At 62.5% G+C, this 26,914-nt stretch carries 24 protein-coding genes; 9 read left to right on the top strand and 15 right to left on the bottom strand.

Annotation, left to right across the window (positions count from 1 at the left end; translation table 11 throughout):
• The first annotated feature begins 131 nt into the window (after nt 1–131).
• Complete coding sequence (locus B1C78_RS10725; RefSeq protein WP_077279161.1) at nt 132–1,085, top strand: Nudix family hydrolase; 954 nt, start codon at nt 132–134, stop codon at nt 1,083–1,085.
• 235 nt (nt 1,086–1,320) lie between these two features.
• On the opposite strand, the gene zapD is transcribed toward B1C78_RS10725, so the two are convergent.
• From zapD to pilB, 5 genes are all read right to left on the bottom strand, one after another.
• Nucleotides 1,321–2,163, bottom strand: a complete 843-nt coding sequence (zapD, locus tag B1C78_RS10720) for a cell division protein ZapD (RefSeq protein WP_077279160.1) — start codon at nt 2,161–2,163, stop codon at nt 1,321–1,323.
• Between the two features lie 42 nt (nt 2,164–2,205).
• Complete coding sequence (coaE, locus tag B1C78_RS10715; protein WP_077279159.1) at nt 2,206–2,814, bottom strand: dephospho-CoA kinase; 609 nt, start codon at nt 2,812–2,814, stop codon at nt 2,206–2,208.
• A gap of 143 nt (nt 2,815–2,957) precedes the next feature.
• Nucleotides 2,958–3,824 (bottom strand): prepilin peptidase, encoded by an 867-nt coding sequence (locus B1C78_RS10710; protein ID WP_077279158.1) that lies wholly within the window; start codon nt 3,822–3,824, stop codon nt 2,958–2,960.
• 71 nt (nt 3,825–3,895) lie between these two features.
• Nucleotides 3,896–5,104 carry a type II secretion system F family protein gene (locus tag B1C78_RS10705; protein WP_077279157.1) on the bottom strand — a complete coding sequence of 403 codons (1,209 nt, stop codon included), beginning with the start codon at nt 5,102–5,104 and terminating at the stop codon, nt 3,896–3,898.
• Between the two features lie 4 nt (nt 5,105–5,108).
• Nucleotides 5,109–6,824, bottom strand: coding sequence for a type IV-A pilus assembly ATPase PilB (gene pilB / locus B1C78_RS10700; RefSeq protein ID WP_077279156.1), 1,716 nt, complete (start codon nt 6,822–6,824; stop codon nt 5,109–5,111).
• Nucleotides 6,825–7,728: 904 nt separating this feature from the next.
• On the opposite strand from pilB, the gene B1C78_RS10690 reads away from it, so the two are divergent.
• Nucleotides 7,729–8,979, top strand: coding sequence for an MATE family efflux transporter (locus tag B1C78_RS10690; protein WP_077279203.1), 1,251 nt, complete (start codon nt 7,729–7,731; stop codon nt 8,977–8,979).
• A gap of 616 nt (nt 8,980–9,595) precedes the next feature.
• The gene (locus tag B1C78_RS10685; protein ID WP_175628285.1) at nt 9,596–10,627 is read left to right on the top strand and encodes a Stealth CR1 domain-containing protein; all 1,032 of its coding nucleotides are present in this window, start codon (nt 9,596–9,598) and stop codon (nt 10,625–10,627) included.
• A 25-nt stretch (nt 10,628–10,652) separates the two neighbouring features.
• Here the strand turns inward: B1C78_RS10685 and B1C78_RS10680 are convergent, their stop codons facing one another.
• From B1C78_RS10680 to B1C78_RS10645, 8 genes are all read right to left on the bottom strand, one after another.
• The gene (locus B1C78_RS10680) at nt 10,653–11,921 is read right to left on the bottom strand and encodes a glycosyltransferase family 4 protein (protein ID WP_077279153.1); all 1,269 of its coding nucleotides are present in this window, start codon (nt 11,919–11,921) and stop codon (nt 10,653–10,655) included.
• On the bottom strand, nt 11,905–12,234 hold the full coding sequence (locus tag B1C78_RS10675; RefSeq protein ID WP_077279152.1) for a hypothetical protein: 330 nt from the start codon (nt 12,232–12,234) through the stop codon (nt 11,905–11,907). The genes B1C78_RS10680 and B1C78_RS10675 overlap by 17 nt, the downstream gene beginning before the upstream one ends.
• A 35-nt stretch (nt 12,235–12,269) precedes the next feature.
• Complete coding sequence (locus B1C78_RS10670) at nt 12,270–13,130, bottom strand: glycosyltransferase family 2 protein (protein ID WP_077279151.1); 861 nt, start codon at nt 13,128–13,130, stop codon at nt 12,270–12,272.
• Between the two features lie 33 nt (nt 13,131–13,163).
• Nucleotides 13,164–15,065 carry a tetratricopeptide repeat protein gene (locus tag B1C78_RS10665; RefSeq protein WP_139349893.1) on the bottom strand — a complete coding sequence of 634 codons (1,902 nt, stop codon included), beginning with the start codon at nt 15,063–15,065 and terminating at the stop codon, nt 13,164–13,166.
• Between the two features lie 304 nt (nt 15,066–15,369).
• Nucleotides 15,370–15,801, bottom strand: coding sequence for a pilin (locus tag B1C78_RS10660; RefSeq protein ID WP_077279149.1), 432 nt, complete (start codon nt 15,799–15,801; stop codon nt 15,370–15,372).
• 240 nt (nt 15,802–16,041) lie between these two features.
• On the bottom strand, nt 16,042–17,358 hold the full coding sequence (locus B1C78_RS10655; protein WP_077279148.1) for a sigma-54-dependent transcriptional regulator: 1,317 nt from the start codon (nt 17,356–17,358) through the stop codon (nt 16,042–16,044).
• Nucleotides 17,355–18,953, bottom strand: a complete 1,599-nt coding sequence (locus tag B1C78_RS10650; RefSeq protein WP_077279147.1) for a two-component system sensor histidine kinase NtrB — start codon at nt 18,951–18,953, stop codon at nt 17,355–17,357. Before B1C78_RS10650 ends, B1C78_RS10655 begins: the two co-directional genes overlap by 4 nt.
• A 12-nt stretch (nt 18,954–18,965) precedes the next feature.
• The gene (locus B1C78_RS10645) at nt 18,966–19,205 is read right to left on the bottom strand and encodes a PP0621 family protein (protein WP_077279146.1); all 240 of its coding nucleotides are present in this window, start codon (nt 19,203–19,205) and stop codon (nt 18,966–18,968) included.
• Nucleotides 19,206–19,536: 331 nt separating this feature from the next.
• Between B1C78_RS10645 and sucC the strand changes: the two genes are divergently transcribed.
• The 5 genes from sucC to B1C78_RS10620 all read left to right on the top strand — a co-directional run bounded on the left by sucC (nt 19,537) and on the right by B1C78_RS10620 (nt 24,345).
• Nucleotides 19,537–20,697: an ADP-forming succinate--CoA ligase subunit beta gene (gene sucC, locus B1C78_RS10640; RefSeq protein ID WP_077279202.1), complete on the top strand. Its 1,161-nt coding sequence runs from the start codon at nt 19,537–19,539 to the stop codon at nt 20,695–20,697.
• A gap of 32 nt (nt 20,698–20,729) precedes the next feature.
• Nucleotides 20,730–21,155 (top strand): four helix bundle protein, encoded by a 426-nt coding sequence (locus B1C78_RS10635; protein ID WP_281250604.1) that lies wholly within the window; start codon nt 20,730–20,732, stop codon nt 21,153–21,155.
• Between the two features lie 39 nt (nt 21,156–21,194).
• Nucleotides 21,195–22,061, top strand: coding sequence for a succinate--CoA ligase subunit alpha (gene sucD / locus B1C78_RS10630; RefSeq protein WP_077279145.1), 867 nt, complete (start codon nt 21,195–21,197; stop codon nt 22,059–22,061).
• Nucleotides 22,062–22,188: 127 nt separating this feature from the next.
• Nucleotides 22,189–23,823, top strand: coding sequence for an NAD+ synthase (locus B1C78_RS10625; protein ID WP_077279144.1), 1,635 nt, complete (start codon nt 22,189–22,191; stop codon nt 23,821–23,823).
• A gap of 183 nt (nt 23,824–24,006) precedes the next feature.
• Nucleotides 24,007–24,345: a P-II family nitrogen regulator gene (locus B1C78_RS10620; protein WP_077279143.1), complete on the top strand. Its 339-nt coding sequence runs from the start codon at nt 24,007–24,009 to the stop codon at nt 24,343–24,345.
• Nucleotides 24,346–24,450: 105 nt separating this feature from the next.
• Here B1C78_RS10620 and B1C78_RS10615 read toward each other — a convergent pair whose 3' ends face one another.
• The gene (locus B1C78_RS10615; RefSeq protein WP_077279142.1) at nt 24,451–24,972 is read right to left on the bottom strand and encodes a nitroreductase family protein; all 522 of its coding nucleotides are present in this window, start codon (nt 24,970–24,972) and stop codon (nt 24,451–24,453) included.
• Between the two features lie 38 nt (nt 24,973–25,010).
• Nucleotides 25,011–25,772, bottom strand: a complete 762-nt coding sequence (locus tag B1C78_RS10610) for an outer membrane protein assembly factor BamD (RefSeq protein ID WP_077279141.1) — start codon at nt 25,770–25,772, stop codon at nt 25,011–25,013.
• Between the two features lie 70 nt (nt 25,773–25,842).
• Between B1C78_RS10610 and rluD the strand changes: the two genes are divergently transcribed.
• Nucleotides 25,843–26,793 (top strand): 23S rRNA pseudouridine(1911/1915/1917) synthase RluD, encoded by a 951-nt coding sequence (gene rluD / locus B1C78_RS10605; RefSeq protein WP_175628284.1) that lies wholly within the window; start codon nt 25,843–25,845, stop codon nt 26,791–26,793.
• Nucleotides 26,794–26,914 lie beyond the last annotated feature (121 nt).

Below are 26,914 nucleotides of genomic sequence, written 5' to 3'. Positions count from 1 at the left end.
CGCGATAGGACACCGGCGGGGACAGTCTGTCATGCTGAGGTTCGCGACCATTTCAACGTATTCCACTTATGTTTCCGCCTGTTGCGCGCCAGCCGGTGTCCGACCGGTGAGATATGCGGGCTAGACGGGCTATGTCCAGCATTGTTCAGGTCGCGGTCGCCGCCATCCGCAACTCTCGCGGCGAATATCTGATTTCCCTTCGCCCGGATCATGCGCACCAGGGAGGCCTGTGGGAATTCCCCGGCGGCAAGTTCGAGCCGGGAGAAGGCCTGGAGCAGGCGCTGGCGCGCGAGTTGCGCGAGGAACTGGACATCCGGGTCAGGCGCTTCCGCCCGCTGATCACCATTGATCACGATTACGGCGACAAGCGGGTCTGTCTATACGTGTGCCTGGTGGACGCCTTCGACGGGGACCCTCGGTCACCGGACGGACAGCCGCTTTGCTGGGTACCCGTGCACGCGTTGCCCGACTACGCGTTCCCTGCGGCCAACCGGCCCATCGTCACGGCCCTCTCCTTGCCGGACCATTGCCTGATCACGCCGGACCCCGGCGGCGACGAGGATGGTTTCCTGCGGCAGTTGTCCAAGCGCCTGGGTCGCGGCGACATCCGGCTCATGCAGTTGCGGGCGCCCTCCCTGGACCGGGAGCGCTTCGCCCAGCTGGCGGTACGGGCAGTGCCCTTGGCCCGGTCTAACGGCGTGCGGATCCTGCTCAATGCTGATCCGGATCTGGCCGTTGCCTCAGGCGCCGACGGCGTCCATCTCAACAGCCGCCGTCTGAACGCTTGGGACATCGATACGAAGCGTGACGGTCTCCTGCTTTCGGCCTCGGTGCACGACCGCACAGAACTCGAGTTGGCCCGCGAGGCCGGCGCGGACTTTGCCTTCATCTCGCCGGTCCTGCCCACGGCGACGCATCCCGAGTCAGACCCGCTCGGCTGGGAAGGTTTTGCCGAGTTGGCGCGCCTGGCCGTCATGCCCGTTTACGCACTGGGTGGGGTCGAGCCCGGAGATCTCGCGCGAACCCGGGACCTTGGCGGTCAGGGCGTAGCCGGCATCCGCGCCTTCTGGGAGATCGAACGTTGAAACGCCTCTCGTGGCGTTGCTGGCCGTGGCGGATTAACTACACAAGTGACTGGCGTGCACGCTGAATGTCCGGGCTAGTACACGGAAATCGCACCAGCGACACCCCGCATTTCCTGAGTATCTTCTTTGCGCGCTTCGCGCCTTCGCGAGAGAACCTGCTTTTCCGTATTGTTACTTCCGGGACTCAAAAGAAAAGGCCCCGAAAGGGGCCTGTTCGACTGCTGAGCGCTTGCGCTTATAGCGCGCAACAGGTCAGCTGAAACTCCACGTTCTGGTCACACTGGCGGGGACGCTGGCGCATGTCGCCAGGTTTCAGGAAGCGTACGGAGAAGCGCTGGCGGCCGGCGCTGATTTCCGGATAGCAGATGCTGTCGGACGGCATCGTGATACGAATCATCTGCCAGGGAATGGACGTGTCCAGTGACTGCTCGTAGAAGCCGCTCTCTGCCACAAGGGTACGTGGTTCCGCGCTGTTGCGGATCAGCTTGAGCACGAGGCCGACGGCTTCGTTGATCTCCTGGAAGGGCTGGGACCAGCCGCGTAGCAGTTCGCGCCGTTCCGTGGCCGGCCGGGCCAGCCAGAAGTGGTATGCCGGAAGGTCGAAATCACAGGTGCCGCCGGGAATGGAATTGCGCTGGCGGATGCTGCCGAAGAAGTCGTTGGTCTTGATCTGCTGGTCCAGCTGTCCGTTGATGGTGTGGATCTGTTCGATGAGCTGGCGCTGCTGTTCGATGACCCGGGTGAGACGATCCTGGTCCACGCTCGGCTCGGATACAAGGCGACTCAGATTGGCGATCTGTCGCTCGAGTTCCTTCATGAGTTCGCGCTTCAGATCGACACGGTTTGTAAGATCGAGTATCTCGATCAGGGTCGTCAGCGCGCAATGGGTCTCCCAACCGCTCTTGCCCTCCATGCTGAAGCGGAAGCGGTGCATCAACTCCTCGATGCGCATGAACAGACGCATGCGCTCAAGGAGCGGCTGTTCGTAGGTGATGGTATCGCTCACCGAAGACGCGGTCGGAGATTCGTGAAGGACATATTCGTTATTCTCTACCTTGAGTGCGAAATTCACAAACATGTCGTCACCCTCTATCTTTGGTTCCGGAGCCCCGGGGAGCGGTTAACGTTTGCCGTCTGCTGCCAACTCCAGGTACTTCCGGTGCAACTCCGCCACCTGATCATCCAGGTCCCCCGGCGGGCCACTGTTGTCAATTACGTCATCTGCATGGGCAAGCCGTTCGTCACGGGAGGCCTGGCTTGCCAGTATCGCCTGCGTCTCCTGCCTGGAGACCCCGTCTCTGTGCATGACCCGTTCCACCTGCGACGCTTCCGGGCAGTCGATGACCAGGATCCGGTCGACCTGATCCTGAAGACCCGACTCGACCAGCAAAGGTATGCTCAGGATGCAGTAGGGGGCGCCCACGCCGGTCTGACGCCGGCTTAATTCGTGCACAATCTTAGGGTGGAGCATAGCCTCCAGTCTGTGACGTGCTTGGCTGTTAGCGAAAACTAGCCGACGAAGCCCCTTCCTGTCCAGACCACCGGTGGTGACATCACGGAAAGATTCGCCGAACTCCCGGATCACCGCCTCCGCCAGTTCGCTGCCGGGCGCCACGATCTCGCGGGCGATCGCATCGCTGTCGATAACGGGTACGCCGTGCGCCGCGAACAGATCGCACACGAGGCTCTTGCCGCTGCCGATACCGCCGGTGAGTCCGATGCGCAACATGGGGAAAGTCGAAGTTCAAGGTTCAACGTTCAAAGTTCAAAGGGGGTGAGCGGTGCTGCGACATGCCGCTGCTGCGTCGGCCGCCACCGCACCCCCCTTGAATCTTGAATCTTGAATCTTGAATCGCTCCCATTGAATCGTTCCTATCCCAGATAGAGACTCATGATGTGATCGCCCCACAGGAGCGCGATGAAGCCCGCCGCTGCCAGGTACGGACCGAAGGGGATTGGTTGTGCGCGGTCCCGGCCCTGGAACAGGATGAGCGCGATGCCGACCACCGCACCTACCAGAGAGGCCAGAAGGATCACCAGTGGCAGGAACTGCCAGCCCAACCACGCACCGATCATGGCGAAGAGTTTGAAGTCGCCGAAGCCCATGCCTTCCTTGCCCGTGAGCAGACGGAAGCCATGATAAAGAATCCAAAGACTCGCGTAGCCCGTCACCGCACCCAACAGACTGCTGGTGGTATCCGTGAACACGCCCGCCAGATTGAGAACGAGTCCAAGCCACAACATGGGCAACGTGATGGAGTCGGGCAGAAGCATCGTGCGAATGTCGATGACCGAAAGCGCCAGCAATGCCCATGTGAACAGCAGAGCCGCGCCCGCCTGCCACGTAAAGCCGAAGTGCCATACGACCGCGACGGAGAGCAGCGCGGTGGCGGCCTCGACCAGGGGGTAACGCAGGGGGATGCGCGTACCGCATTCGCTGCACCGGCCGCGCAGAAAGAGGTAACTCAGGATCGGGATGTTCTCCAGCGCCGTGATCCGGTGACCGCACTCCGGACAAGCGGAACGCGGCGTCCAGAGGTTGTAGCTGCCGCTACCCTCGACAGCCGGGAGTGCATGGCCTTCCGCGCTGAGAAACTCCGTGGCATCCAGCCGCCACTGGCGCTCCATCATCAGAGGAAGACGGTGGATGACCACATTGAGAAAACTGCCCACCAGCAGACTGAACAACCCGGTGACAACCAACAGAACGGGCGTGCTGGTTTGCAGAAGTTCGATCATGACATCCCTGAAAGGGGGCGCAACCGGTGCATGTCCCCTTTACCCTTGTACTGTGTACCTTGTACCTGCTTTTAAACCACCGCGCCCAACTGGAAGATGGGCAGATACATGGCGACGACCAGGCCGCCCACGACAATGCCCAGGAACGCCATGATCATGGGCTCGATCAGGCTGGAGAGGCTGTCGACCATGTTGTCGACTTCCTCCTCGTAGAAGTCGGCCACCTTGTCGAGCATGTCGTCCAGCGCCCCGGACTCCTCACCGATGGCCACCATCTGGACCACCATGTTGGGGAAGAGGTCGGTGTTGCGCATGGCCTGCTGAAGCTGTGTGCCGGCGGCCGTCTCGTCGCGGATTCTCAAAGTACCTTCCCTGTAAAGGGCGTTGCCGGTTGCACCGGCCACCGAATCCATGGCCTCCACAAGCGGAACGCCCGCTGCAAACATGGTGGATAGCGTTCGAGAAAAGCGTGCTATGGAGGCTTTGCGCAACACCTCACCGATGACGGGGATCTTGAGGGATAATATGTCCAGTCGGCGGCGGAAGGTTTCGGAACGCCGATGTGCCTCCCGGAATCCATACACGGCAACGGCGAGTGCCAGCAAGATCAACCACCAGTATGACTGGAGAAACTCCGAGATGCCGATGACAAACAGGGTAAACACCGGCAGATCGGCCCCGAAACCCTGGAAGAGGTCCTGGAACTGGGGCACCACGAAGATCAGCAGGATGGCTGTGACGATGATGCCCACGACGATCACGGCCGTGGGGTAGAAAAGGGCCTTCTTGATCTTGGCCTTGAGTGACTCGGTCTTCTCCTTGTAGGTGGCAATCTTGTCCAGGAGGGCCTCAAGGGCGCCTGACTGCTCTCCCGCATTAACCAGGTTGACCACCAGGTCATCAAAGTATCTCGGATGCTTGCCCAAGGCGGCGGAGAAGGTGGTACCACCTTCCACATCCGACTTCATGGACATGATGAGTTCCCGCATGGACGGGTTCTCGTGGCCGCGGCCGACGATGTCGAAGGCCTGCACGAGAGGCACACCGGCTTCCATCATGGTGGACATCTGTCGCAGGAAGACGGCGATGTCCTTCGGCGTGATCTTCTTCTTCCCGCCGAACAGGGATTTCGGTTTCTTGCGGACCTTGAGCGGGTTGATGCCCTGGCGGCGCAGTTCCGCGCGCGCGAGCACCTCCGTCGCGGCAGCAGTTTCGCCCTTGATGCGTGAGCCCTTCTTGTCGAGGCCTTCCCAGATGAATACGGTATCGGCTTGGGCCATCGGTTCAGTCCTTCGTTACCCGGTTGATTTCTTCAAGGCTGGTTACCCCCGCCTTGACCTTGAGCAGCCCGGAGCGGCGAAGATCGTTGACGCCTTCGGCCTTGGCCTGTTCCGCCAGCTGCATTGAATTCCCCCCTTCCAGGATCAGGCGCTGCATGTCCTCGGAGATCGGCAACACCTGATAGATGCCCACCCGGCCCTTGTAGCCGTTGGTGCACTGATCGCAGCCGATCCCCTTGTAAATGGTCAGTCCCTCGCGGACCTCTTCCTCGGTGAAGCCTTCCTGGAGCAGGACTTCCTTCGGAATATCATCGACGGCCTTGCAGTTGTTGCACAGCCGTCTGGCCAGCCGCTGGGCGATGATCAGCAGGATCGATGAGGCGATGTTGTATGGAGGTACGCCCATATTCGCCAGGCGCGTCAAGGTCTGTGGAGCGTCATTGGTATGAAGGGTGGAAAGTACCAGATGGCCGGTCTGGGCGGCCTTGATGGCGATCTCCGCCGTCTCCAGATCGCGGATCTCGCCGACCATGATCACATCCGGGTCCTGACGCAGGAAGGCGCGCAGTGCCGAGGCGAAGGTAAGGCCCACCTTGGGGTTTACGTTGACCTGGTTGATGCCCGGCATGTTGATCTCCGCCGGGTCCTCGGCGGTGGAGATGTTGCGGTCGGCGGTGTTGAGGATCCCGAGCCCCGTGTACAGGGAGACGGTCTTACCCGACCCGGTTGGGCCCGTTACAAGGATCATTCCGTACGGCTTGGCCAGGGCATCCATGTACAGCTGCTTCTGGTCCTCCTCGTAGCCCAGCACGTCGATTCCGAGCGACGCACTGGTGGGGTCCAGGATTCGCAGCACGACCTTCTCGCCATACAGGGTGGGGCAGGTGTTGACACGAAAATCAATGGCCCGGTTCTTGGATAATTGCATCTTGATGCGCCCATCCTGGGGGATGCGGCGCTCGGAGATGTCCATGCGGGACATGACCTTGATGCGGGCGATGATGCGCGGCGCAAGGTTCACCGGGGGATGGGCCACCTCATGAAGCACGCCGTCCATGCGCAGGCGCACCCGGAACTCTTTCTCGTAGGGCTCGAAGTGGATGTCCGAGGCCTTGCGGTTGATGGCGTCCAGCATCACCTTGTTGACGAAGCGCACCACCGGGGTATCGTCAACCTCGCTCTCGGAGACGTCCGCTCCCTTGTCGTCGTCCCCGGCGACCACCTCCAGGTTGTCCAGGTCACTGTCCATCAGGCCTTCCATGACGGACCCGGCGTCGTTGAGGCTCTCCTCGATGAGCTTGGCCAGCTTGTCCTGCTCGACCAGCACCGGCTCGGTGGCAATGCCCGTGTTGAACTTGATCTCGTCCAGGGCACTGAGGTTCATGGGGTCGGACAGGGCGATAAACAGCCGGTTGCCCCGTTTGAACAGTGGAAGGGCGTGGTGCTGACGCACCAGCTTTTCATCCACCAGCTTCTTGGGCAGGAGTTCCCGGTCGAAGGCGTCCAGATCGAAGACCGGGGAGCCGAATTCCTCTGCCGCAGTCTGGGCCAGGCGCCGGGCGTCCACCAGCTTCTTGTCCACCAGATGGGCCACAAGGGGTACGCGCTTCTTCTGGGCCTGCTCCAGCGCCTTGCCGGCGTCAGCCTCGGATAACAGGCCATCCTGTACGAGGCGGCGCGCCAGGCCACTGAGCGGAATGGAGGCGGCGGGTGTGGACATGAATCCCCTGAAGCAGGTTATAAATACCTATCTGGACAGCATGTTAGCTGAAGTACTTGTGAAGTCAACGGAAATGCTCGTCAAATGGGTCCCATGTCTCTTTGCGACAGATGGGTCTGGCCAGCGGAGGCTTGTGGGAACGCCGCCGGGCTTGTGGCAGAGGTCATATCGAATTTGTCGGCAGCGGATCAGCCGGCTTTAGCCGGAATTGAAGATGACTATCCGGCGGTCGTTGACAGGTACGTGCCCAATCCGTAGCGTCGAGGCAACCCGGAAGGCACCCGTGAACGGGAATGACTCAACCAAGACCCCATGCCCCCGCAGTTTGGTTACCGACCGTACGAGCCGACAGCGGATCCGATGTCTTCACGCGGCGTCTTGGCACGCTGGGGAACAAGTCTAGTACTGTTACATACGCTGTCGGAGAATCCAGCCGATACTGCCTGGATGTAGTTCGCCGAAGCCGGCGATTTCGCGATGAGTGTAGGCGCTCCTCGTCTATGCCGCGGCTATCGCCGCGTCGAGGTCCGAATGCTCTCTGACGACGTCGGTCAGGGACGGTGCGGGGGCGTCATTGGGCTCTTGGGACGTTCAGGTTGGTGTCTGGCGTGTTCATCCTTGTCTGCATGTGGTCGACGAATGTCTCGTCGCCCAAGTAGATCTGCTGGAGCAGGTCGCTCCAAGGGCTACGGCATGCCGCTTGGTCCACGAAGGTCCGGAATTGGGGGCGGGTGAGTCGCCTACGGTCGCCCTGTAGCTGCTCCATGGTCACTTTCCCGCTTGGGCCACCATACCCGACCGGACAGGATTCAGAACCACATAGCGCGCCAGTTTGGGGAGCCACGAATTGGGGGGGTCGGACGATCAATCGCTAAGCAGGCTGGGCTCCCAGACCAGCGGCGTCATGATGTTGAAGGTTGCCAGCCTCTTGCTGGGGCTGGTCGCTACCGTTGTGTTGGCCCGTTCCCTCGGTCCCGGTGGGTTCGGCATCTACAGTTTTGTTATCGCGGTGGCGTCTCTGGTCGTGCTCCCCGCGCACGCCGGGTTGGGAACCTTGATGGTGCGCGAAACGGCCGCAGGACGCGCGGTTGCGAACTGGGGGCGGGTACGGGGCTTCTGGCGGTGGGCCTTTCGGATCTCCACCCTCTCGACCCTGGCGATCGCCGGGGTGCTGATCGCGGCCCTCGTGACATGGGGCGAACGCTTGTCTCCCACTGAATACTGGGCTGCCCTGGGCGGGATCGTCCTGATACCCCTGCTGGTGGCCAACAGCCTGCGTATCGCACTGATGCAAGGCATCGGCGAACCCGTGAAGGGGGTCATGCTGGAAGCCCTGGTCAAGCCGGGGCTGCTGCTTCTGGGGGTGGGTACCCTGGCGCTGGCCTCGCGACTGGAGCCCGGCATGGCGGTAGGAGTTAATGCGGCCGCCACGGCGGTCGCCGTGGCCGGCGGATTGCTGTGGTTCCAAAGACTCCGGCCTCCGGAAACATTGGGGGTGTCGCCCGTCTTCATGCCGGGTGACTGGTGGCGGGCGCTGATCCCCCTGGCGTTGCTGATGGGGGCACAACAGCTGATCAAGTACACCGACATCGTCCTGCTGGGGTTGCTGACCACCGCCGTGGATGTCGGCCAATACCGCATCGCCGCTCAGGCCGCGGAGTTGATCATCTTCGTGCTGGTCGGCGTTACACTGGTGGTCGGGCCCCGTGTTGCCCGTCTGCATGCGTTGCACGATCATGCAGGCCTGCAGCGGCTGGTCGTTCGCGCGGCCCGATGGAGCTTTCTTGCTGCAATTGCGGCCTTCGCCGTGCTCTACTTCGCGGGTGAATGGCTGTTGCGCGTCATCTTTGGAGGAGACTACACGGTCGCAATAGGGCCGCTATTGATCCTGGCGGCAGGTCAGATTGGGGTAGCCTTTTTCGGGCTCGCCCCGACGGTTCTCAAAATGACCGGCCATGAACGGATATCCTTAAGAATTCTTGTGGCTGCCAGCATGACCAACATCGTCCTGAACCTTGCGCTGATCCCGCCGCTTGGAATGCTCGGCGCGGCGATATCGACGGCCGTGACCCTGGCGGCGGCGCATGCCGTACTGGCCCTTGCGGCAAGCCGGTCGCTGGGTCTTCGGACGCTTCCTCTACAAGGGAGGGGATAGAGAGTTCATATGGGCGATGGATGCTGGGGAAGAGACTCGATCAGGTGGGCATCCGGTTTTCCGACTGGATCGGAGTCCAAATTTTCTCCGGCCACGCCTCTCTATTTCCTCGGGTCTGCAAAGCACCAGCTCGAGGCGTTTACAAGTCAAACGGTCGAAGCGCCATCTGGGGCGTTCCTCTAAGACGAATCAGCGGGTTGGGCGTGAATGCATTCCCCTGCCATTACGAGTCCTCCACCCATACGTAATGACGCTATAAGTTTAGTACATTGCGGGCGAACATGATAAATGCGCTGGTTCGACGCTGGAGAGATTTCACCTGGATCTTCAGCCGGCCAATTCCAGTGAGCATTTGGGAAATTGCCGGCAAGAAGGAGATCATTGTGCGTTCCTTTCAACCTACACGGCTATCCTGCCTTGAATGCTTGGTGCTCTAGAACCAACTTGAGTCAGTGTAATGTATGGGGTACGCAAGGACCAAGGGCGTTGAGGGCGCCTTGGTATCGAGGTCCCGTCTGGGGCCCCATGTCCTGGGTGGTCGCGCAGCATGAATGGGAGAGTCTTGTCGGACTGCTGGAAAAATACTCAACTAGCTCATGCAGGAGACTTAAGCGGGATGGATATCGACTGCGTTACGCTTCAGCGGCGCTCGTCTATGCCGGTCGATGTGGTGATTACTTGGGTCGACGGTAACGACCCGGTGCATCAGGCTAGGCGGGCAGAAGCATTGCGTCGTTATGGTGATACATCCCGGGCGATACCAGCCGGGCGCAGCACCATTCGTTTTAGTGATAACGGCGAGCTGGAGCTTGCGCTGAAGTCCATCCGCCGGAATGCCCCATGGGTGCGGGCCATTCACATCGTCGTTGATGGGCAGAAACCGTCCTTTTTGACACCTACGCTACAGGACCAGATGGGAATCCGCGTCGTGGACCACCGGGAGATATTTCGTGGGTACGAGTGGGCGCTTCCGACCTTCAATTCGCGAACCATTGAGACCGCTATTTGGCGCATCGATGGTCTCGCGGAGAATTTTCTCTATATGAATGACGATTTCTTGATACTCAGACCAGTGGATCCCACCGACTTCTTCCGTGAAGGGAAGGTGGTTCTGCGTGGCCGATGGCGTCCTATCCGGATGCGAAGTTGGCCGGTCTTTTGGCTGGAGACACAGTTCAATCGGATGTTGGAAGCAGCCACCGGAATCTCTAGAACCATGAGTCTGCAAGCGCAAATGCGTGGCGCAGCGCTGGCTGGATTCCGTGCCCGCTACTATCGGTCGCCCCATGTTCCACATCCTATTAGAAAATCGACCTTGTCGGAGTTTTTTTCAAAGAACCCAAAAGTGTTCGAGGATAATATACACGCCCGGTTTCGGGATGCTCGGCAATTTGTTTCGACTTTCCTAGCACATCATCTCGAAATTCGAAAGGACCGGGCCTGGTTGGTTCGTGATAGTGAGAGTTGGGTGTTGAATGGCGAGCTATTTGGGAGAGGAGCGAGGAAAAGGGTGAGTGTCCTTGGAGAAAATCCGCCTAAGTTTCTATGTTTGCAGAATCTCGAAAAGCTTTCCGTAAATGATCGATCAGTGTTGATACGTCGGCTGGAGACGCTGGTTGATGCACCCGTCGCGGGCAACACAAAGTGATCTGCAAACAGGATCAATCTCTGATTTAGTGGCTTAGGGCATCATCTGGGTCGTGGCCGACATCCGATGGCTCGGACAGAAGTCTTCGGTAGCGGTCCCCAATGATTCGCCAAGAGAAATGGCTCAGTGCGTACGCGCGGGCATTTTTCGCCAACCGGCGACTGGTGGCGGGGTTGCGAATCAAATCAAGTATGGCCTTGACCAGCTCTTCAGGGTCTTCTGGTGGGACACGGAGGCCTATATCAGCGGTTGGCAGGACGTCACGAACCGCCGGGAGATCGGACGCGAGGACGGTGCAACCGCAGCCAATTGCTTCCACCATTACCAGTCCGAAGCCCTCTTGATCACCGTCATCGGCCTCTATGAAGGGGAAAACGGCGATGGCTGCACGTCGGTAATGCTGAGGTAATTCGTCGTGTGGGCAGGCACCAAGAAAACGAACGTAGTTTTCGAGGCCGAGGTGTATAGATAGGGACTCCAGCTCTGCGCGTAGAGGGCCGTGACCCACAACGTCCAATGTAGGTCGCCCAACGGAGTCGCACAGCGCGAGGGCCTCCAATAGGAAACGAATCCCCTTCTTTTCCACAAGACGCCCAACGACGATCAGATGGTTTGGATCGCGAAGCGAGTTGTTCGGGTCTGGAGTGAACCTCGCCTCAAGGTCTGTGCCCATGGGGATAATGGTAGGGTTGCTGTGAGGCTGAAGCGCCTTGATCGCTTGAGACATCGCGTGGCTGACAACCGTGATCTCGTCGCACTGACTGATGATCCAGCGCTTAATTCGCGCCATCAACCTTCCACGCAGCCCGTAGAGGTCGCCGCCATGAGAGGTGCAGACGATGCGCACTTCGGGGCGGCGCGCGAGCCGCCGGGCCAGGACGGCGGCCAAGCCTTGGGGCAGCAGCCAGTGCGCGTGAATGACATCGACAGGATTTTCTTGCCGCAGGCGCCGGGCAATCGTCCAGATCTGGGCCATGAAGAAGAAAGGGATCTGCAGGGTGCGCCAACGGTTCTGGCGAAGTCGTTGCATCATGCCACCCTGGTAGGAGGCTGATTGCCAGCGGGGAATCCAATAGCGATACCGCCGGACTGCAATTCCTTCCAGCGTTTCCTGAACGGCAGCGCCAGCGGTATGGGGCGCGAGTAACTCCACGTCGACCTTGGGCAACAATGAGCGAGCGAGGTCCAGAACAAACCGCGGCTCGGTGTCCCCTTCCCAGCGCGGCAGCGTGGAGGTTGTCATCAGCACGCGGGTGCGGCGCCCGCTGCTGGGTGCCTTATTTCTGGTGGCCATTAGAGGCGGCGGGGTCGTCCTCCGCAACCCCGTCGTTGTATATCAGTTGGGTGTTTTGCTCGAAAACCAGTCCGATCAAGAAAATCACCACGGACGTGGTAAGCAGCAGGGTGTTCATGTTGGTGAATCGCCCCATGGTCACAGAAATGAACGGATGGTAGCCAAGGCCAACCAGGAAAAAGGCGAGACTGAAGGGAACGATGACACGGACATCGAGGTGCCGCGAGAGCGTCGCGGTGAGATCCCGGTTCAGGCACCCCAAGCCGCCACAAAGGGGCGGGAAGTTTCGAGTCACGAGGAGCAGTTTCTTCATGGTCTCTGGGGGTGGGAGGCCTCAGCCGAACCTTTTTATTGCTTGCTGTCCTTGTACATGAGGGCAGTGATTTGCTCAGAGATAAGTCCCATCAAGAAGACGCTTACGCTCCCCGTATACAAGAGAGCGCTCATATTGGTGAAGCGGCCCTGGGATGTGAACGTATATCCATACCAGCCGGTCGCAAGCAGAAACAGGCAGGCCGCGACCGGCACAAAAAGCTTGAGCGGTGAGTAGAGCGTCCCAACACGAAAGATGATGATCAGGAATCGCACGCCATCTTGAAGGATTCGAATATGGCTCTTGCCGACGCGTTTGTCAGCCGTGATCGGCACATACGCGACAGGATATCCGGCCCTGAAGAATGCCATCGTGCTGGTTGTCGGGTAAGAGAAGCCATTGGGCAGGAGCGAGAGAAACTCGCGGAATTTGTCGCTGTGCACGGCGCGAAACCCCGATGTGAGGTCCTCGATGCGGTGGCCGGTCATGTAACTGGCGAGCAGGTTGTAGAGCCCGTTGGCCAGGCCCCGGAAGATGCTGGCCTGGGAACCACGCTGGCGGGCGCCCACGGCCATGGCGAAACCATTGTCGAGCTGTTCGAGCAGTCGCGGGATGTCGGCCGGATCGTGCTGGCCGTCGCCGTCCATGAAAACGATGACATCCCCCTCCGCTGCGCGGGCCCCGTGCTTGATGGCGGCGCCGTTGCCCATGCTGTAGGGGTGGGAGATCACCCGGGCCCCCGCCTTTACCGAGATTTCCGCCGTGTCGTCAGTGGAGCCGTCATCAATGACGAGGATCTCGGCCTCCGGATACAACTCGCAAATGCGAGCCACGACCGGGCCAATCGCCTGTCCTTCATTCTTGGCTGGTATGACAACGCTTAGCCTGGGTTGCATGGGCAATGTCCTTGGGCGGCAAGCCTATTGGTGTCAGATGCGACTATTCGCAGGCGTCTCGTTCAGCAGGTTCCCTTCATCGATCTCCCTTGACTTCTGCAGGATCTCCCGGAAGTCGTCCAGCCGTGTCTGCCAGAGCATGTGCCGAAGCGGGTCGTTCGGGACATGTTCGTTGAGTTCGTTCAGGAAGGCAAAGGCACCGTCATAATCTCCCAGATTGGCCTGCAGGGATAGCGCGCGGAAGGCGACCTCCAGGTCCGGGTGGAGGCGTAGCGATTTTTGAAAATAGGCAACAGCCCTTAAATCCTCGTTCAGGTGGACCAGAGAGAATGCAGTGGCTAAATGTAGCTGTGATCGCGCGAAATCCTGTCGGGCGTATACCGGGTTGTCAAGAAGCGCACCGGCCATGCGTATCAGTGTCTCGTGGTCGCGAGGCGGGCAAAGGGGCGAAGGGTCTTCGCGCTCCGAAAAACGCCTCAGCTCGATCGCGGCGATCGGATTATACAGTGCCAGGTTCTCCAGGTTTGCCAGCACTTCTTCCAGCAAGTCCGGAAATCTCTCGATGTTGTCGACACAGTTATCGGTGCGCTGAATCTGCAGAAGGGCGATGCGCGGCTGTGCATCCGCCGCACGTTCGAGAGTCTGGCGGGCGGCAACGAAGCGGCCCATGGATTGGTATTGCCATGCCAGAAGCTGGGCACCACGAACCGTGTGCGGGTTGTAATCAACCCAGAGCTCCGCCGTTCGGGGTTCGTCGTTCCAGTAGGAAGTGACCTGAAACAGTACGAGTCCGGTGAGCAGGATGTAAGCGAACACCACGGTCGAGGCCAAGCGGAAGTGCGGGGGTGAAACGGTCATCGCGAAAAAGACCAGACCGAAGAACACTCCAAACGCGGGCACGTAGTTTCGGTGTGCGAAGTAGAGTTCGAGCCCGATATGTGTGGACTCCAGAACGTGTCCGACAAGGAAGAAGGAGAGACCGAACAGGAGCCAGAGGGCAGGCTTGCGCAAAGCGATGGCCAGCGCGGCGAGGGCACCCCAGAACATCCAGGCCAACAGCGTGGCCGGTGGTTTCAGCCACCCCTCGGAGTGGGGGATCTGGTCCATGAACGGGGTGGCAGCAATCGCGCGTGGAAAAAGGAGGTTTTTCAGGTAATCCATGACGATGACCGGCTGTGTCAGCAGGCGCTCCCACGGTGTGAACTCGCGCCGCGCGCCATAGTCGCCTCGGTAGAGTGTTTCGACGAAGCCGTTGGCCAGATATAGCCCCAGGAGCACGCTCGGCAGGAGCACGAGCAGCGCGATCAGCCAACGCCCCATTGGTTCTTTCAGCCACATCTCGCGCGGGATCCATAAGAGGAGCACGACGAGGGCCAGCAGTGGCAGGAGCGCTCCGCTTTCCTTGGAAAGGGTGGCAAGGAGGGTTCCAAGGCCCAGCCCGGCTACAAGCGTCAGATGACGCAGGCGTTGCCCCCGGATCATGTGAGCCCAGACGAACATCGCAAGACCGGCAAACAGGAACAGGCCGGAAAGGCTGGTCATCCGTTGGATAATCATCAGGTGAGTGGTGGCCAGAAAGGGCGCAAATCCCCATACCAGGGCAACCGCGGCCCCGATCCACCAGGCCTTCCTTGCGTCGTCCGGTAGCCGGATGCGGCTGAGCCCGGCGGCGAGAAAGAAGACGGCCACAACCGCCAGGAAATGAATCGCGAAATTGACCCTCAGCATGGCCTCGGGATGGTCGTCCCACGCTTCAGCCTGGAGGGCGAAGGTGGCGAGGGCGAGGGGCCGTCCCAAGGGGCCGGCTTCGCCGGACGTGATGAACCGCAGGGAGGACAGGACTCCGTCGACCTGGTTCAGGCCAACCAGGTTGGGCCAGTCGTCGAACAGCCAGTAGCCCGGCAGGGCAAGGGCATACAGGGTCGTGATGAGCATAGCCCCGATCGTGGCGACCACAAGCGGGCCGATGAGGGGCGGCAGGGAAAAGTGTTGCCTTGGCATGTGGTCGCGTACGGGTGGGACGAAGCGTCCTTACTATCCTCAAGCTTCGTGGGTGTCAATCCGCGGTTCCCCGGGCCGCGCCAGCAGAGGGGTGTGCGGTGGAGCAGGCGGGGCGTCGGCCTATTGGCGTGTGTGCGTAGCGTTACGCTGATCGAGCTTGGGGCGAATCCCGAAAATGCGAAGGGCCACTGTGAAGCCACAGTGGCCCTTCGTCACAAGTGTCAACTCATGTGCTGACTTACGGACGGCAAGCCGCGGGCAGGAATCTGGTTTGGACAGCGCCCTGCGGGTTCCTGCAGGTCCAGCCTTGAATCTGGCCGTCCGTGGTGCTGATGCGCGGCGAGAGATCAAAGGAGCCGCCCTCCAGGACGCCTTGGTCGAAGGCCACGGTAAAAATGCTAGCGCTGAAGCTCACGCTGCTGACATAGCGGCCTGTAAGATTGCCGAGACCGGAGACGGTGGGGTCGTAATCCTCGCCTTCGGACGAGGCAACGCCGAAGTCGGCGCGGGCACCGGCCGTGGCAGTCAGGCCTTCGGAGGCCTGCGAGCGGGCGGTGTAATCCTGGTAAGCCGGAAGCGCGATGGCGGCCAGGATGCCGATGATGGCCACCACGATCATCAGTTCGATCAGGGTGAAGCCCTTTTGTGCTGTTCTCTTCATGCTGTGCATTTTGATGCTCCCTACGAGAAGGCGGATGGTCCGCGAAGAAGACGTGAGTGTTCGCCAACTTCCTTATGCAGACAGTGTGCCAGGTCGCAAATCGGGAACGAGCGGTCGAAAGCCGTCGACGGGCGGTCGGTCTTGACGGGGGATGAGCCGCCTGGGTGACGAAATCTGTCACCCCGTGTGACAATAATTGCCGGCCTGCCATAGCCTTGAGTGCAACCGCTTTCACTTGCCTCTCGCGCCTTACTCAATTCCCAGCTTCTTCAGCCGGTAGCGCATCTGCCGGAAGCTGATCCCCAGCAGGCGGGCGGCGGCGGTGCGGTTGCCTTGAGTTTCCTCCAGTGCGCGGAGGATGGCCTGGCGCTCGCGCTCTTCCAGCAGGTCGTCCAGGGCCTGTCCCCCCTTGTCGGTGGTTTCCGGCAGTTGCAGGTCGTCGGCGTGGACCGTGTCGCCCTCGCACAGCGTCGCGGCGCGTTCCAGGATGTTTTCCAGCTCCCGAATGTTTCCGGGGAAGGGGTAGGATCGCAGGCGCTCCAGGGCATCCGTGGCCAGGTGGAAGGCGCCGGTCTGCCATGAGTCGGCGATCCGGGCCAGGATGTCCTTCGCGAGCATGGGGAGGTCTTCCAACCGATCCCGCAGCGCCGGCACCCGCAGCTCGATTACGTTGAGCCGGTAAAACAGGTCCTGGCGGAACTGGCCCTCGGTTACCAGGGCGGCCAGGTCGCGGTGGGTGGCGGAGAGGATGCGCACGTCCACGGGGATTTCCCGATTGCCGCCCACCGGCCGCACGGCCCGCTCCTGAATGGAGCGCAGAAGTTTCACCTGCATGTGCAGGGGCAGTTCGGCCACCTCGTCAAGAAACAGCGTGCCGCCCTGGGCGGCCTGAAACAGACCCTCCTTGTCGGTGGAAGCGCCGGTGAAGGCGCCCTTCACATGGCCGAAGAACTCGCTTTCCATCAGTTCGGTGGGCACCGCCCCGCAGTTGACGGGCACGAAGGGGCGCTCGGCGCGGGGGCCGAGCCGGTGGATCTCCCGTGCCACGCGCTCCTTGCCGCTGCCGGATTCGCCCAGGATGCACACGGGGGCCTGGCTGCGGGAGAGTTTGCGCACCGTCTCGCGCAAACGCTGCATGGGCGGTGCCTCTCCGGGGAGCGCAGTATCGGGCGTTCCGCCGGGTTCGGGCGAGCGCGGCCGGGCCAGGACCAGGGCGCTGTTGACCAGGTCCCGCAGCATCTTGAGGTCCACGGGCTTGGAAACGAAGTCGAAGGCGCCGGCCTTCAGCGCGGCAATGGCTGCATCCATGCTCCCGTAGGCGGTGATCATGGCCACGGGGAGTTGCGGGTGGTGCTTTTGGATGTGCTCCACCAGTTCGATGCCGTTCCCGTCCGGCAGGCGCATGTCCGTGAGGCAGAGGTCGAAGGGCTGGGTGTCCAGCAGGGCCCGTGCCTCGGCCACGGTGCCGGCCGCGGACGTGGAGAGCTTCATGCGGCCGAGGGTGATCTCAAGCAGTTCGCGGATGTCGGGTTCGTCGTCGACGATGAGTACGTGCTGAATGCTCATGGCTCGGGCACGGGAAACAGGATTCTGAAGCAGCTTCCGCCGCTGGGCAGGGGCAGGTAATCCAGGCTGCCGCCGTTGTTTTCGCACAACTCGCGGGAGATGTACAAGCCGAGGCCCGTTCCGTTGTCACCGGTGGTGACGAAGGGCTCGAACAGCTGCCGGTCGATGCGGGGGTTCACTCCCGGTCCGTTGTCCAGCACATCCAGGCTGGCGTGACGTCCGACCAGGTTCGCGCCGCCACGCAACTCGATGCGCACGCGCTCGTCCGGGACGGCGCCATAGGTCAGCGCGTTGTCGCACAGGTTCCAGAGCACCTGATGCAGGTGGTCCGGGTCGAACAGGATCCGGGTATCGGCCGGCGTGATGCGGATGGCCACCTGGTCCATCTCCAGGTGGTGGTGGCCCTGGAACTCCCGGGCGAACGTGGTGATCCAGGACAGCAACTCGATCTCCTCGCGCCGGGGTTCTTCCCGCCGCGACAGGCGCAGCACGCTCTGGATCACCGCGTTCATGCGCTCGCTCTGGGCCTGGATGATGCCCGCCAGGCGCTTGTCCGGCGGTGTCAGGTCTTCGGATTCCGCCAGCAGCTGGGCGGCGTGGCTGACGGCACCCAGCGGGTTGCGGATCTCGTGGGCGATACTGGCGGTCAGCCGCCCCACGGAGGCCATCTTGGCGGACTGCATCTGGCGCCTGAGTTCCGCCGTGTCCTCCACGAACAGCAGCGTCCCCACCGCGCGCTCCACCCCCAGGCGCGTGAAGCGAACGCGCAGTTCCGGCCCCTGGTTGTCGCCGGGCAGGGTCAGCGCCGATCCGCGGGCGGGGTCCATGAGCCACTCGCGCAGCGCCGCGTACAAACGGGGGGAGAGGTCGGCGAGGCTGCTGGGATTCTCCGGGTCCGGATTGCCCACCAGGTTCCAGGCGGCCTCGTTGACCAGATGGATATGGCCTTCGTCGTTGGCGACGATGACCCCGGATTGCATCCGGTCGATGATGTGCGCATTGAGCTCGGCCATGTTGGCCAGGTCGATACTGTGGCGCAGGGCCAGTGCCTCGCTTTCCCGCGCACGCCAGGACAGCGCCATGGCCAGCAGCGCGGTGGCGAATAGCCCTGCACCCAGGAGCCCCGTCTGGGTGAACGCGCCTTCGTCCAAAAGCCCCAGGGCCAAACCCTGTATCTCCGCCCCCAGCAGGGACAGGGACGCCAGGGCGGCGAACAGCAGGCCCCAGCGCCCCGGCATCTGCAGGCTCAGTCCGGCGATGACCGGAACCATGAGCATGCCCAGGCCGCTGGCCACCCCGCCGCTGGCATAGGTGATGGCAGTGATGAGCGGGATATCTGCCGCCGCCTGCAGTCCCACCTGGGTCTCGAAGGCGGGCCGGCGCAGCCGGCCGGTGAAACCGAGCACCAGGGCGGCCAGCACGTAGGCCGTTGCGGCCACCAGAAAGGCCTCGGGGAGTGCCGCGCCCAAGGTGGTCGGGCCGGTGCCCATCAGGTGCACGGCTAGCAGCAGACCGGCAGCGATCAGGCGATAGAACGAGAAGATGCGCAGTGAGCGCCAGTTCAGCTCGGGCCGGGAAGTGGACAGGGCGGGCACGGGCCTGGCGACTCAGTCGTCCTGACGGGGTTGGTGGTCGAGCCTGCGATGCTCCTGGCTGCAGTAGCGGCGACCGTCCGAGAGCAGGGCCTCGTTTTCGGGCACATGGAGCCCGCAGTAGTCGCAGCGGACCATGTTGCCGGAAGGCAACGGTCGCTGCTCCGGCTTCGACCGCCCCAGGGGCTTGCGAAACAGGGTTCGCACGATCATGAAGACCAGCACGATGGCGGCGATGAGGAAGAGGATGCGCATGAAGGAGTTAGATACAAGATTTCAGAGACAAGATACAAGAAAATGCGTCTGATGACCTGTTTGGCCGGGACTGGCCGCCGCTTCGCGGCTGGGTTGCGGTTCCTGCGGGGTGGAGGTGTGTAGGAGGCCCGACCCCGGGCCGAATGGGGCAAACCCTAGGCATGGGCTGTTCGCGGCGGGGTCGCCGCTCCTACGGGTTGGTGGTGTGTAGGAGACCCGACCTCGGGCCAAATGGGGCTCGCCCGGGCATGGGCCACCGGCGAGTGGCGCTGCAGTATCGTCCGTCATGCCGTCCTTGTGCACTGCGGTGTACGGGGGTATCTTTCCCTTCATGAATCTCCACGAGTTTCAGGCCAAGGCCCTGTTTCGGGAGCACGGCATTCCGGTGCCCGAGGGGGTCGCGCTCGATTCGGCCTCTGGGGTCGACAGCGCGGTGAAAACCCTGGGCGGTGACGCCTGGGTGGTGAAGGCCCAGGTGCATGCGGGCGGCCGGGGCAAGGCCGGTGGCGTGCGCAAGGTGGATGGGGTCGAGGCCCTGCGCCAGGCGGTGCAAGACCTGCTGGGCGGCCGGCTGGCCACGCACCAGACGGGCCCCGAGGGCCTGCCGATCAACCACGTGCTGGTTGAATCCCTCACCGATATCTCCCGCGAGCTCTACCTCAGCTTGCTGGTGGACCGGGCACGGCGCCGGGTCGCCATCATGGCATCCGCAGCCGGCGGCATGGACATCGAGACCGTGGCTGCCGAGACACCGGACAAGATCGTCACCCTGCACGTGGACCCCGCGGCCGGCTTCATGCCCTACCAGGGGCGCCGGGTGGCCTTTGCGCTGGGGCTGGAAGGGCCGCAGGTCTCGGCGCTGGTAAAGCTGCTTTCGCGTCTGTACACATTGTTCCTGGAATCGGACGCGAGCCTGGTGGAGATCAATCCCCTCGTGGTCACGGGTTCCGGCGATCTGATCGCCCTGGACGCCAAGATCAACCTGGACGACAACGCCCTCTACCGTCGCCCGAAACTGGCGGAGATGCGCGACGCCACCCAGGAGGACGAGCGCGAGGCGCGCGCCCGCGAGCACGAACTCAACTACGTGCGCCTGGACGGCAACATCGGCTGCATGGTGAACGGCGCCGGTCTCGCGATGGCCACCATGGACCTCATCAAGCTCCACGGCGGCGAGCCCGCCAACTTCCTGGACGTGGGCGGCGGCACCACTGCGGCGCGCGTCACCGAGGCCTTCAAGCTGATCCTGTCCGACGACGCCGTGAAGGCGGTGTTCGTGAACATCTTCGGCGGCATCGTGCGCTGCGACCTGATTGCCGAAGGCATCATCAACGCCGTCAAGGAAGTGCACGTGACCGTTCCCGTGGTGGTGCGCCTGGAAGGCACCAACGTGGAAAAGGGCAGGCAGATGCTGGCCGACAGCGGACTCAACATCACCCCGGCCGAGTCGCTCACCGACGGTGCCAAAGAAGCAGTGGCTTCCGTTAAATAGAATTCAAGATTCAATATTCAAGATTCAAGGGAATGACTCGGGGGCATGGAGTGTCCGGGACGCGATTCGAGGAACTTGAGGTATGGAGGCGGGCAAGGGAGCTGACTGCCCGGGTGTACATGTTGACGCGCAATGGGGCGCTGGCTCGGGACACCGCCCTGTGTCGCCAGATGTGCCGTTCTGCGGTATCGGTGATGTCGAATATTGCGGAAGGATATGAGCGCGGCGGCAATCGCAAGCTTGTCAACTTCCTGTCCATGGCCAAGGGTTCTGCAGGGGAACTGCGCTCACAGTGTTACGTGGTCGAGGACGCGGGCCTGCTGGATTCGGACCAAGCTGAGCAACTGAGACGAGACTGTTTGGTGCTCAGCCGCATGCTCGCGGGCTTCATCCGCTACCTGCAACGCGGTGATTACAAGGGGCACAAGTTCAGATCGCGCAAGACAGTTTCCCCTTGAATCTTGAATCTTGAATCTTGAACAGTGTGAATCCGACCCATGTCCATCCTCATTGACAGCCAGACCAAGGTGATTTGCCAGGGGTTTACCGGCAAGCAGGGCACCTTCCATTCCGAGCAGGCCATCGCCTACGGCACGCGGATGGTAGGTGGTGTGACGCCGGGCAAGGGCGGGCAGACGCACTTGGAGCTTCCGGTGTTCGATACCGTGCACGACGCGGTGCGCGAGACCGGCGCGGATGCCACCATGATTTACGTGCCCGCGGCCTTCGCGGCGGACGCCATCCTGGAGGCGGCGGATGCCGGGATTCGCGTGATTGTGTGTATCACCGAGGGCATCCCGGTGCTCGACATGCTCCGGGTCAAGGCGGCGCTGGCAGACAGCGGGGCCCGGCTGATCGGGCCCAACTGCCCCGGCGTGATCACGCCGGGCGGCTGCAAGATCGGCATCATGCCCGGCCACATCCACCAGCCCGGACGCGTAGGCATCGTGTCGCGCTCGGGTACGCTCACCTACGAGGCCGTCAAGCAGACCACCGACGCGGGCCTTGGGCAGAGCACCTGCGTGGGCATTGGCGGCGACCCCATCCAGGGCATGAACTTCGTGGACTGCCTTGAACTCTTTCAGGCTGACGAGCAGACCGAGGGGGTGATCCTCGTGGGCGAAATCGGCGGCACGGCCGAGGAAGAAGCCGCCGAGTTCATCAAGGCCCACATGAGCAAGCCGGTGGTTGCCTACATCGCCGGCGTCACCGCCCCGCCCGGACGCCGAATGGGCCACGCCGGCGCCATCATCTCCGGCGGCAAGGGCACGGCCGACCAGAAATTCGCCGCCCTGGAGGCCGCCGGCGTCTCCGTCGTCCGCTCCCCGGCCGACATGGGCGAGCGCATGAAGTCGCTGCTTTGAACGGCGAATTCAAGATTCAATATTCAAGATTCAAAGGAGGGCGCGGGTGACGTCGACCGTGGCGGCCGAGGCTGGCATCATTTTGCCTTTGAATCTTGAATATTGAACCTTGAATCATCTTTCTCCCATGACCGATACCCTCAAGATCGCGCTGGCCCAGGTGGACACGCTGGTGGGCGATGTGGAGGGGAACGCAGAGCGCATTCGCGACTGGGCGATAAGGGCGCGTGACGAACTCGGTGCGCACCTGGTCGTCTTTCCGGAACTGGCCATCACCGGCTATCCGCCGGAGGACCTGCTGCTGCGCGCCAGTCTCCACGAACGAAGCGGACGGGCACTGCACGCACTGGCGCCGGCGGTGCGGGGCATCGACGTGGTGCTCGGCGCCCCGGTGCTGGATGAGCGCGGGCTGCACAACAGTGCACTGTTGTTGCGCGACGGGCGCGTTGCGGCGCGCTACGACAAGCAGGTCCTGCCCAACTACAGCGTATTCGACGAGAAGCGTTACTTCGTGCCGGGACACGAGGCCTGCGTCATCGAGGTGGCCGGCGTGCGTCTGGGCCTGACGGTTTGCGAGGATGTCTGGCAACCCGAACCCGTCGCGTCGGCACGGGAGGCGGGGGCAGCGGCCATTCTCAATATCAATGCCTCGCCCTATCACCGTGGCAAGCTCGAGGAACGCGTGGAGACGCTGCGGGCCCGTGTGCGCGAGTCGCGGCTCCCCGTCGTGTATCTGAATCTGGTCGGGGCGCAGGATGAGCTGGTGTTCGACGGTCAGTCCATGGTGATGGGACACGAGGGAGAGGTTCTTCAGCGACTGCCCGCGTGGCGCGAGGACTTGGCGCTTGTAGAGGTCCCCGCGGGCGATGAGGTGGCGAATCCGCTGCCCGGGCCCGTGGCAACACCGCAGAGCGAGGCGCAGGAACTCTACGAGGCCCTTGTCATGGGCGTGCGCGACTACGTGCGCAAGAACGGTTTCCAGGGCGTGGTCCTGGGGCTTTCGGGCGGCATCGATTCCGCGCTCACGCTTTGCATCGCGGTGGATGCCCTCGGCGCGGAAGCGGTGGAGGCGGTGATGATGCCGTATCGCTATACCGCGTCCATCAGTCTCGAGGATGCCCGCGCCCAGGCCGCATCGCTGGGCGTCCGCTATCGGGAGATTCCCATCGTCCCCATGGTGGAGGCCTTTCTCGCTTCGCTGGCAGGCGAGTTCGAGGGCATGCCGCGTGACGCCACGGAGGAGAACATCCAGGCCCGCTGCCGCGGGATCATCCTCATGGCGATCTCCAACAAGACCGGCCGCATGCTGCTCACCACGGGCAACAAGAGCGAGATGGCGGTGGGCTATGCGACCCTCTACGGCGATATGGCCGGCGGCTTTGCGCCGCTGAAGGACGTGTCCAAGCTGTGGGTCTATCGACTTGCGCAGTACCGCAACGGAATCTCCCCGGTGATTCCGGATCGCGTGATCCAGCGTCCGCCGTCGGCGGAACTGGCTCCGGACCAGCAGGATTCGGACAGTCTGCCGCCCTACGAGATCCTCGACCCGATTCTCGAGCGTTTCGTGGAGCAGGATCAGTCCGTGGAGGAGATCGTGCGCGCCGGTTTCGATGCCGAGACGGTTCACCGGGTGGCTACCCTGGTGCTCAGAAACGAGTACAAGCGGCGTCAGGCCCCGCCCGGCGTACGCGTCACCCGTCGCGCTTTTGGCAAGGATCGGCGCTTTCCCATTACATCGGGGTACGCAAGGTTGTTAAGCTAGTACCTAATGAAATTCTGCATTTGGCCACAGAGGACACAGAGGTCACAGAGAGATACAGGTGATACGTCCTTGGGATGATTCTCCGGCAACTCTGTGACCTCTGTGCCCTCTGTGGCAAAAGCGCATTAATGATCCATGGGATCGCCGTCACCCAAGTCCGGCGGTCATTTCGGGAGACAGCACATGAAAAAAATCGAGGCCATCATCAAGCCTTTCAAGCTCGAAGACGTGCGCGAGGCGCTCATGGAGATCGGCATCACCGGGCTGACCGCCACGGAGGTGAAGGGCTTCGGCCGGCAGAAGGGGCACACCGAACTCTACCGGGGTGCCGAGTACGTGGTGGACTTTATCCCCAAGGCGAAGCTCGAGGTGGTGGTGGATGACGATCGCGTCGAGATCTGCGTGGATGCCATCGTCAAGGCCGCCCGCACGGGCAAGATCGGCGACGGCAAGATCTTCGTCACCCCCGTGGACCGCGTGGTGCGTATCCGCACGGGGGAAGAGGGGAGCGAGGCGCTTTAGGCGAGAGGCGTTCAGCGTTCAGCGTTAGGCGTGCATGAATGGCCGAGAGTTCCCTCGCCCTCACGGGGAGGAGAAGGTCGGGGACATCACCTACTCCGTCACACCTCACCGATAAGACACCAACTCGTCCAGTCGCCGTCGCGGGGTCACTTCCGGCAGTTCCGCGGGGTAACCCAGGCACAGCAGCGCGATGGGGTGCAGGTCCTCGGACAGCCCCAGTACGCGGCGCACTTCATGTTCCTGAAAGTAACCCACCCAGGTGGAGCCCAGTCCTGCGGCCACAACGGCCAGCTGGGCGTAGGCCGCGGCGATGGTGGCATCCTGTAGGGAAAACAGATCCCTGCCGCGTTCCCCGTATTCGCGCGCTGAGCGCTCCGGTTGGGCGCAAAAGACGAGCACGACAGGGGCTTCCGCCACGAAGCCCTGCCCGTGGGCCGCGGCGGCAAGTGCGGCGCGCAGGTCCGGGTCGCGCACGGCAACCACATGGTAGGCCTGCAGGTCGCCGGCCGAGGGGGCGGCGATGGCCGTCTCCAGGATGGCGTGCAGTTTTTCCTCCTCCACCGGCATGTCCGCCTGGTAGCGGCGCACGGAATGGCGATGGCGGACGGTCTTGAAGAAATCCCACATGGTCCGGCCCCTTAGGGTGGCGGTGGTGGCTGGATGGATCAGGCGTCGCGAAGCCGCGCGGCCCGCTCGGCGTCGTTCATTTCGAGCACGCGCAGGGCATCCTCGGCAAGGTCGTCGAGCTCCAGTTCGCGGTAGGCGCGCACCATGATCTCCAGCGCGTCCAGCGTCGCGTCGCTTTCGGGGTAGCGCTCCAGCACGGTGCGCCCCCGCTGCGCGGCGGCGAGCCAGGCGCCGCGGCGCATGTAGAACTCCGCCACGTAGAGCTCGTGACCGGCGAGCATGTTGCGCAGGTAGATCATGCGCTGGCGGGCGTCGTCCGCGTACTGGCTGTCCGGGAAATTGCGCACCAGATTGCCGAAGTCCTCGAAGGCCTGGCGCAGTGGTTCGGGATCCCGCTCCCGTGGGTCGCGAGGGAACCAGCGATCCACGAAGCCCTGATGGCGCTTCGCGTTGACCAGGCCCTTGAGGTAATACGCATAGTCCACGTAGGGATGGCGCGGGTTGATCTGGATGAAGCGGTCCGCGGCCGCCAGGGCCATGTCCGGTTCGTCGGCACGGTAATAGGCGTAAGCCACCTCCAGCTGGGCCTGCTGGGCAAAGCGGCTGAAGGGAAAGCGGGCTTCGAGGCTCTCGTAGTAGCCCACGGCCTGGTCGAAGTTGCCCTGGTCAAGCGCGGCGCGGGCCTCCATGTAGAGCTGGCTGGCGGACCAGTCCCGGGTGGGATCCTGGCGGCCGGCGCAGCCCGCGATGAGGGTGATGGTCAGCAGAGCGGTAAGCAGGGCGAGGGTGAACTGGCGCATGGATGTCATGGGGCACCGGGACTGAAATAATGGAGGGCAGTATAACGTATGACCCCGGGGGGCTACGAGATTGTCCGCAGAACTCGACACGATTCAACTGCGCGGTGAAGTACCCGACGAGCTGGCCGGGCAGCGCCTGGACGCCGCCCTGGCGCGCATGTACCCGGACTATTCCCGCAGCCGCATCCGGCAGTGGATCGAGGCGGGCTGGGTGCGTCTGGATGACCGCATCCCGCGGCCCCGCGATGCGGTCAGGGCCGGCGGTCAGGTGGAGATCCGGGCTCAGGTGGAACCTGCGTCCGAAGACCGGCCGGAAGACATCCCCCTGTCGGTGGTCTACGAGGACGATACCCTGATCGTCATCAACAAGCCGCCGGGCCTGGTGGTGCATCCGGCGGCGGGGAATCGCGCGGGCACGTTGGTGAATGCGCTGCTGCACCACGCCCCGGAACTCGCCGCCCTGCCGCGCGCCGGCATCGTGCACCGCCTGGACAAGGAGACTTCCGGTCTGCTGGTGGTGGCGCGGACCCTCGAGGCCCATACGGACCTGGTGCGCCAGCTGCAGGCACGCAGCGTCGGGCGCCAGTACCTGGCGCTGGTGCACGGGGTGGTGGTGGCCGGTGGCACGGTGGATGCACCCGTCGGCCGCCATCCGGTGGACCGCAAGCGCATGGCGGTGGTCAGTGGCGGCAAGCCCGCGGTCACCCACTACCGTGTGGAGGCCCGTTTCCCCGCACACACCCTGTTGCGCGTCAGCCTGGAGACCGGACGCACCCACCAGATCCGCGTGCACATGGCCCACATCCATCATCCCATCGTGGGCGACCCGGTCTACGGCGGCCGCCTCAAGCTGGCCGCAGGCCTCTCCGAGGCGGCGCGGGACGCGATCAAGGGGTTCCGCCGCCAGGCGCTCCACGCCGCACGCCTGGAACTGGTGCATCCGAAGACCGGGAAGAATGTTGCCTGGGAAGCGCCTTTGCCGGCAGACGTTTCAAGGCTCCTTCGGAGCCTTGAAGGTTGAAGGTTGAAGGTTGAATTGAGCCACCCCCTGCGAAAGGCTGAGGGCTGAGGGCTGACCTTATGCCTCCCCATGAGGAGAGGTAGATTAGCGGTTACACTCTGGATTCATCCTTCATCCTTCA

It is taken from the genome of Thioalkalivibrio denitrificans, assembly GCF_002000365.1.
GTDB lineage: Bacteria > Pseudomonadota > Gammaproteobacteria > Ectothiorhodospirales > Ectothiorhodospiraceae > Thioalkalivibrio_A > Thioalkalivibrio_A denitrificans.
The sequence above is the reverse complement of the archived record's forward strand: the minus strand, read 5'-3'. Positions and strand labels throughout refer to the sequence as shown.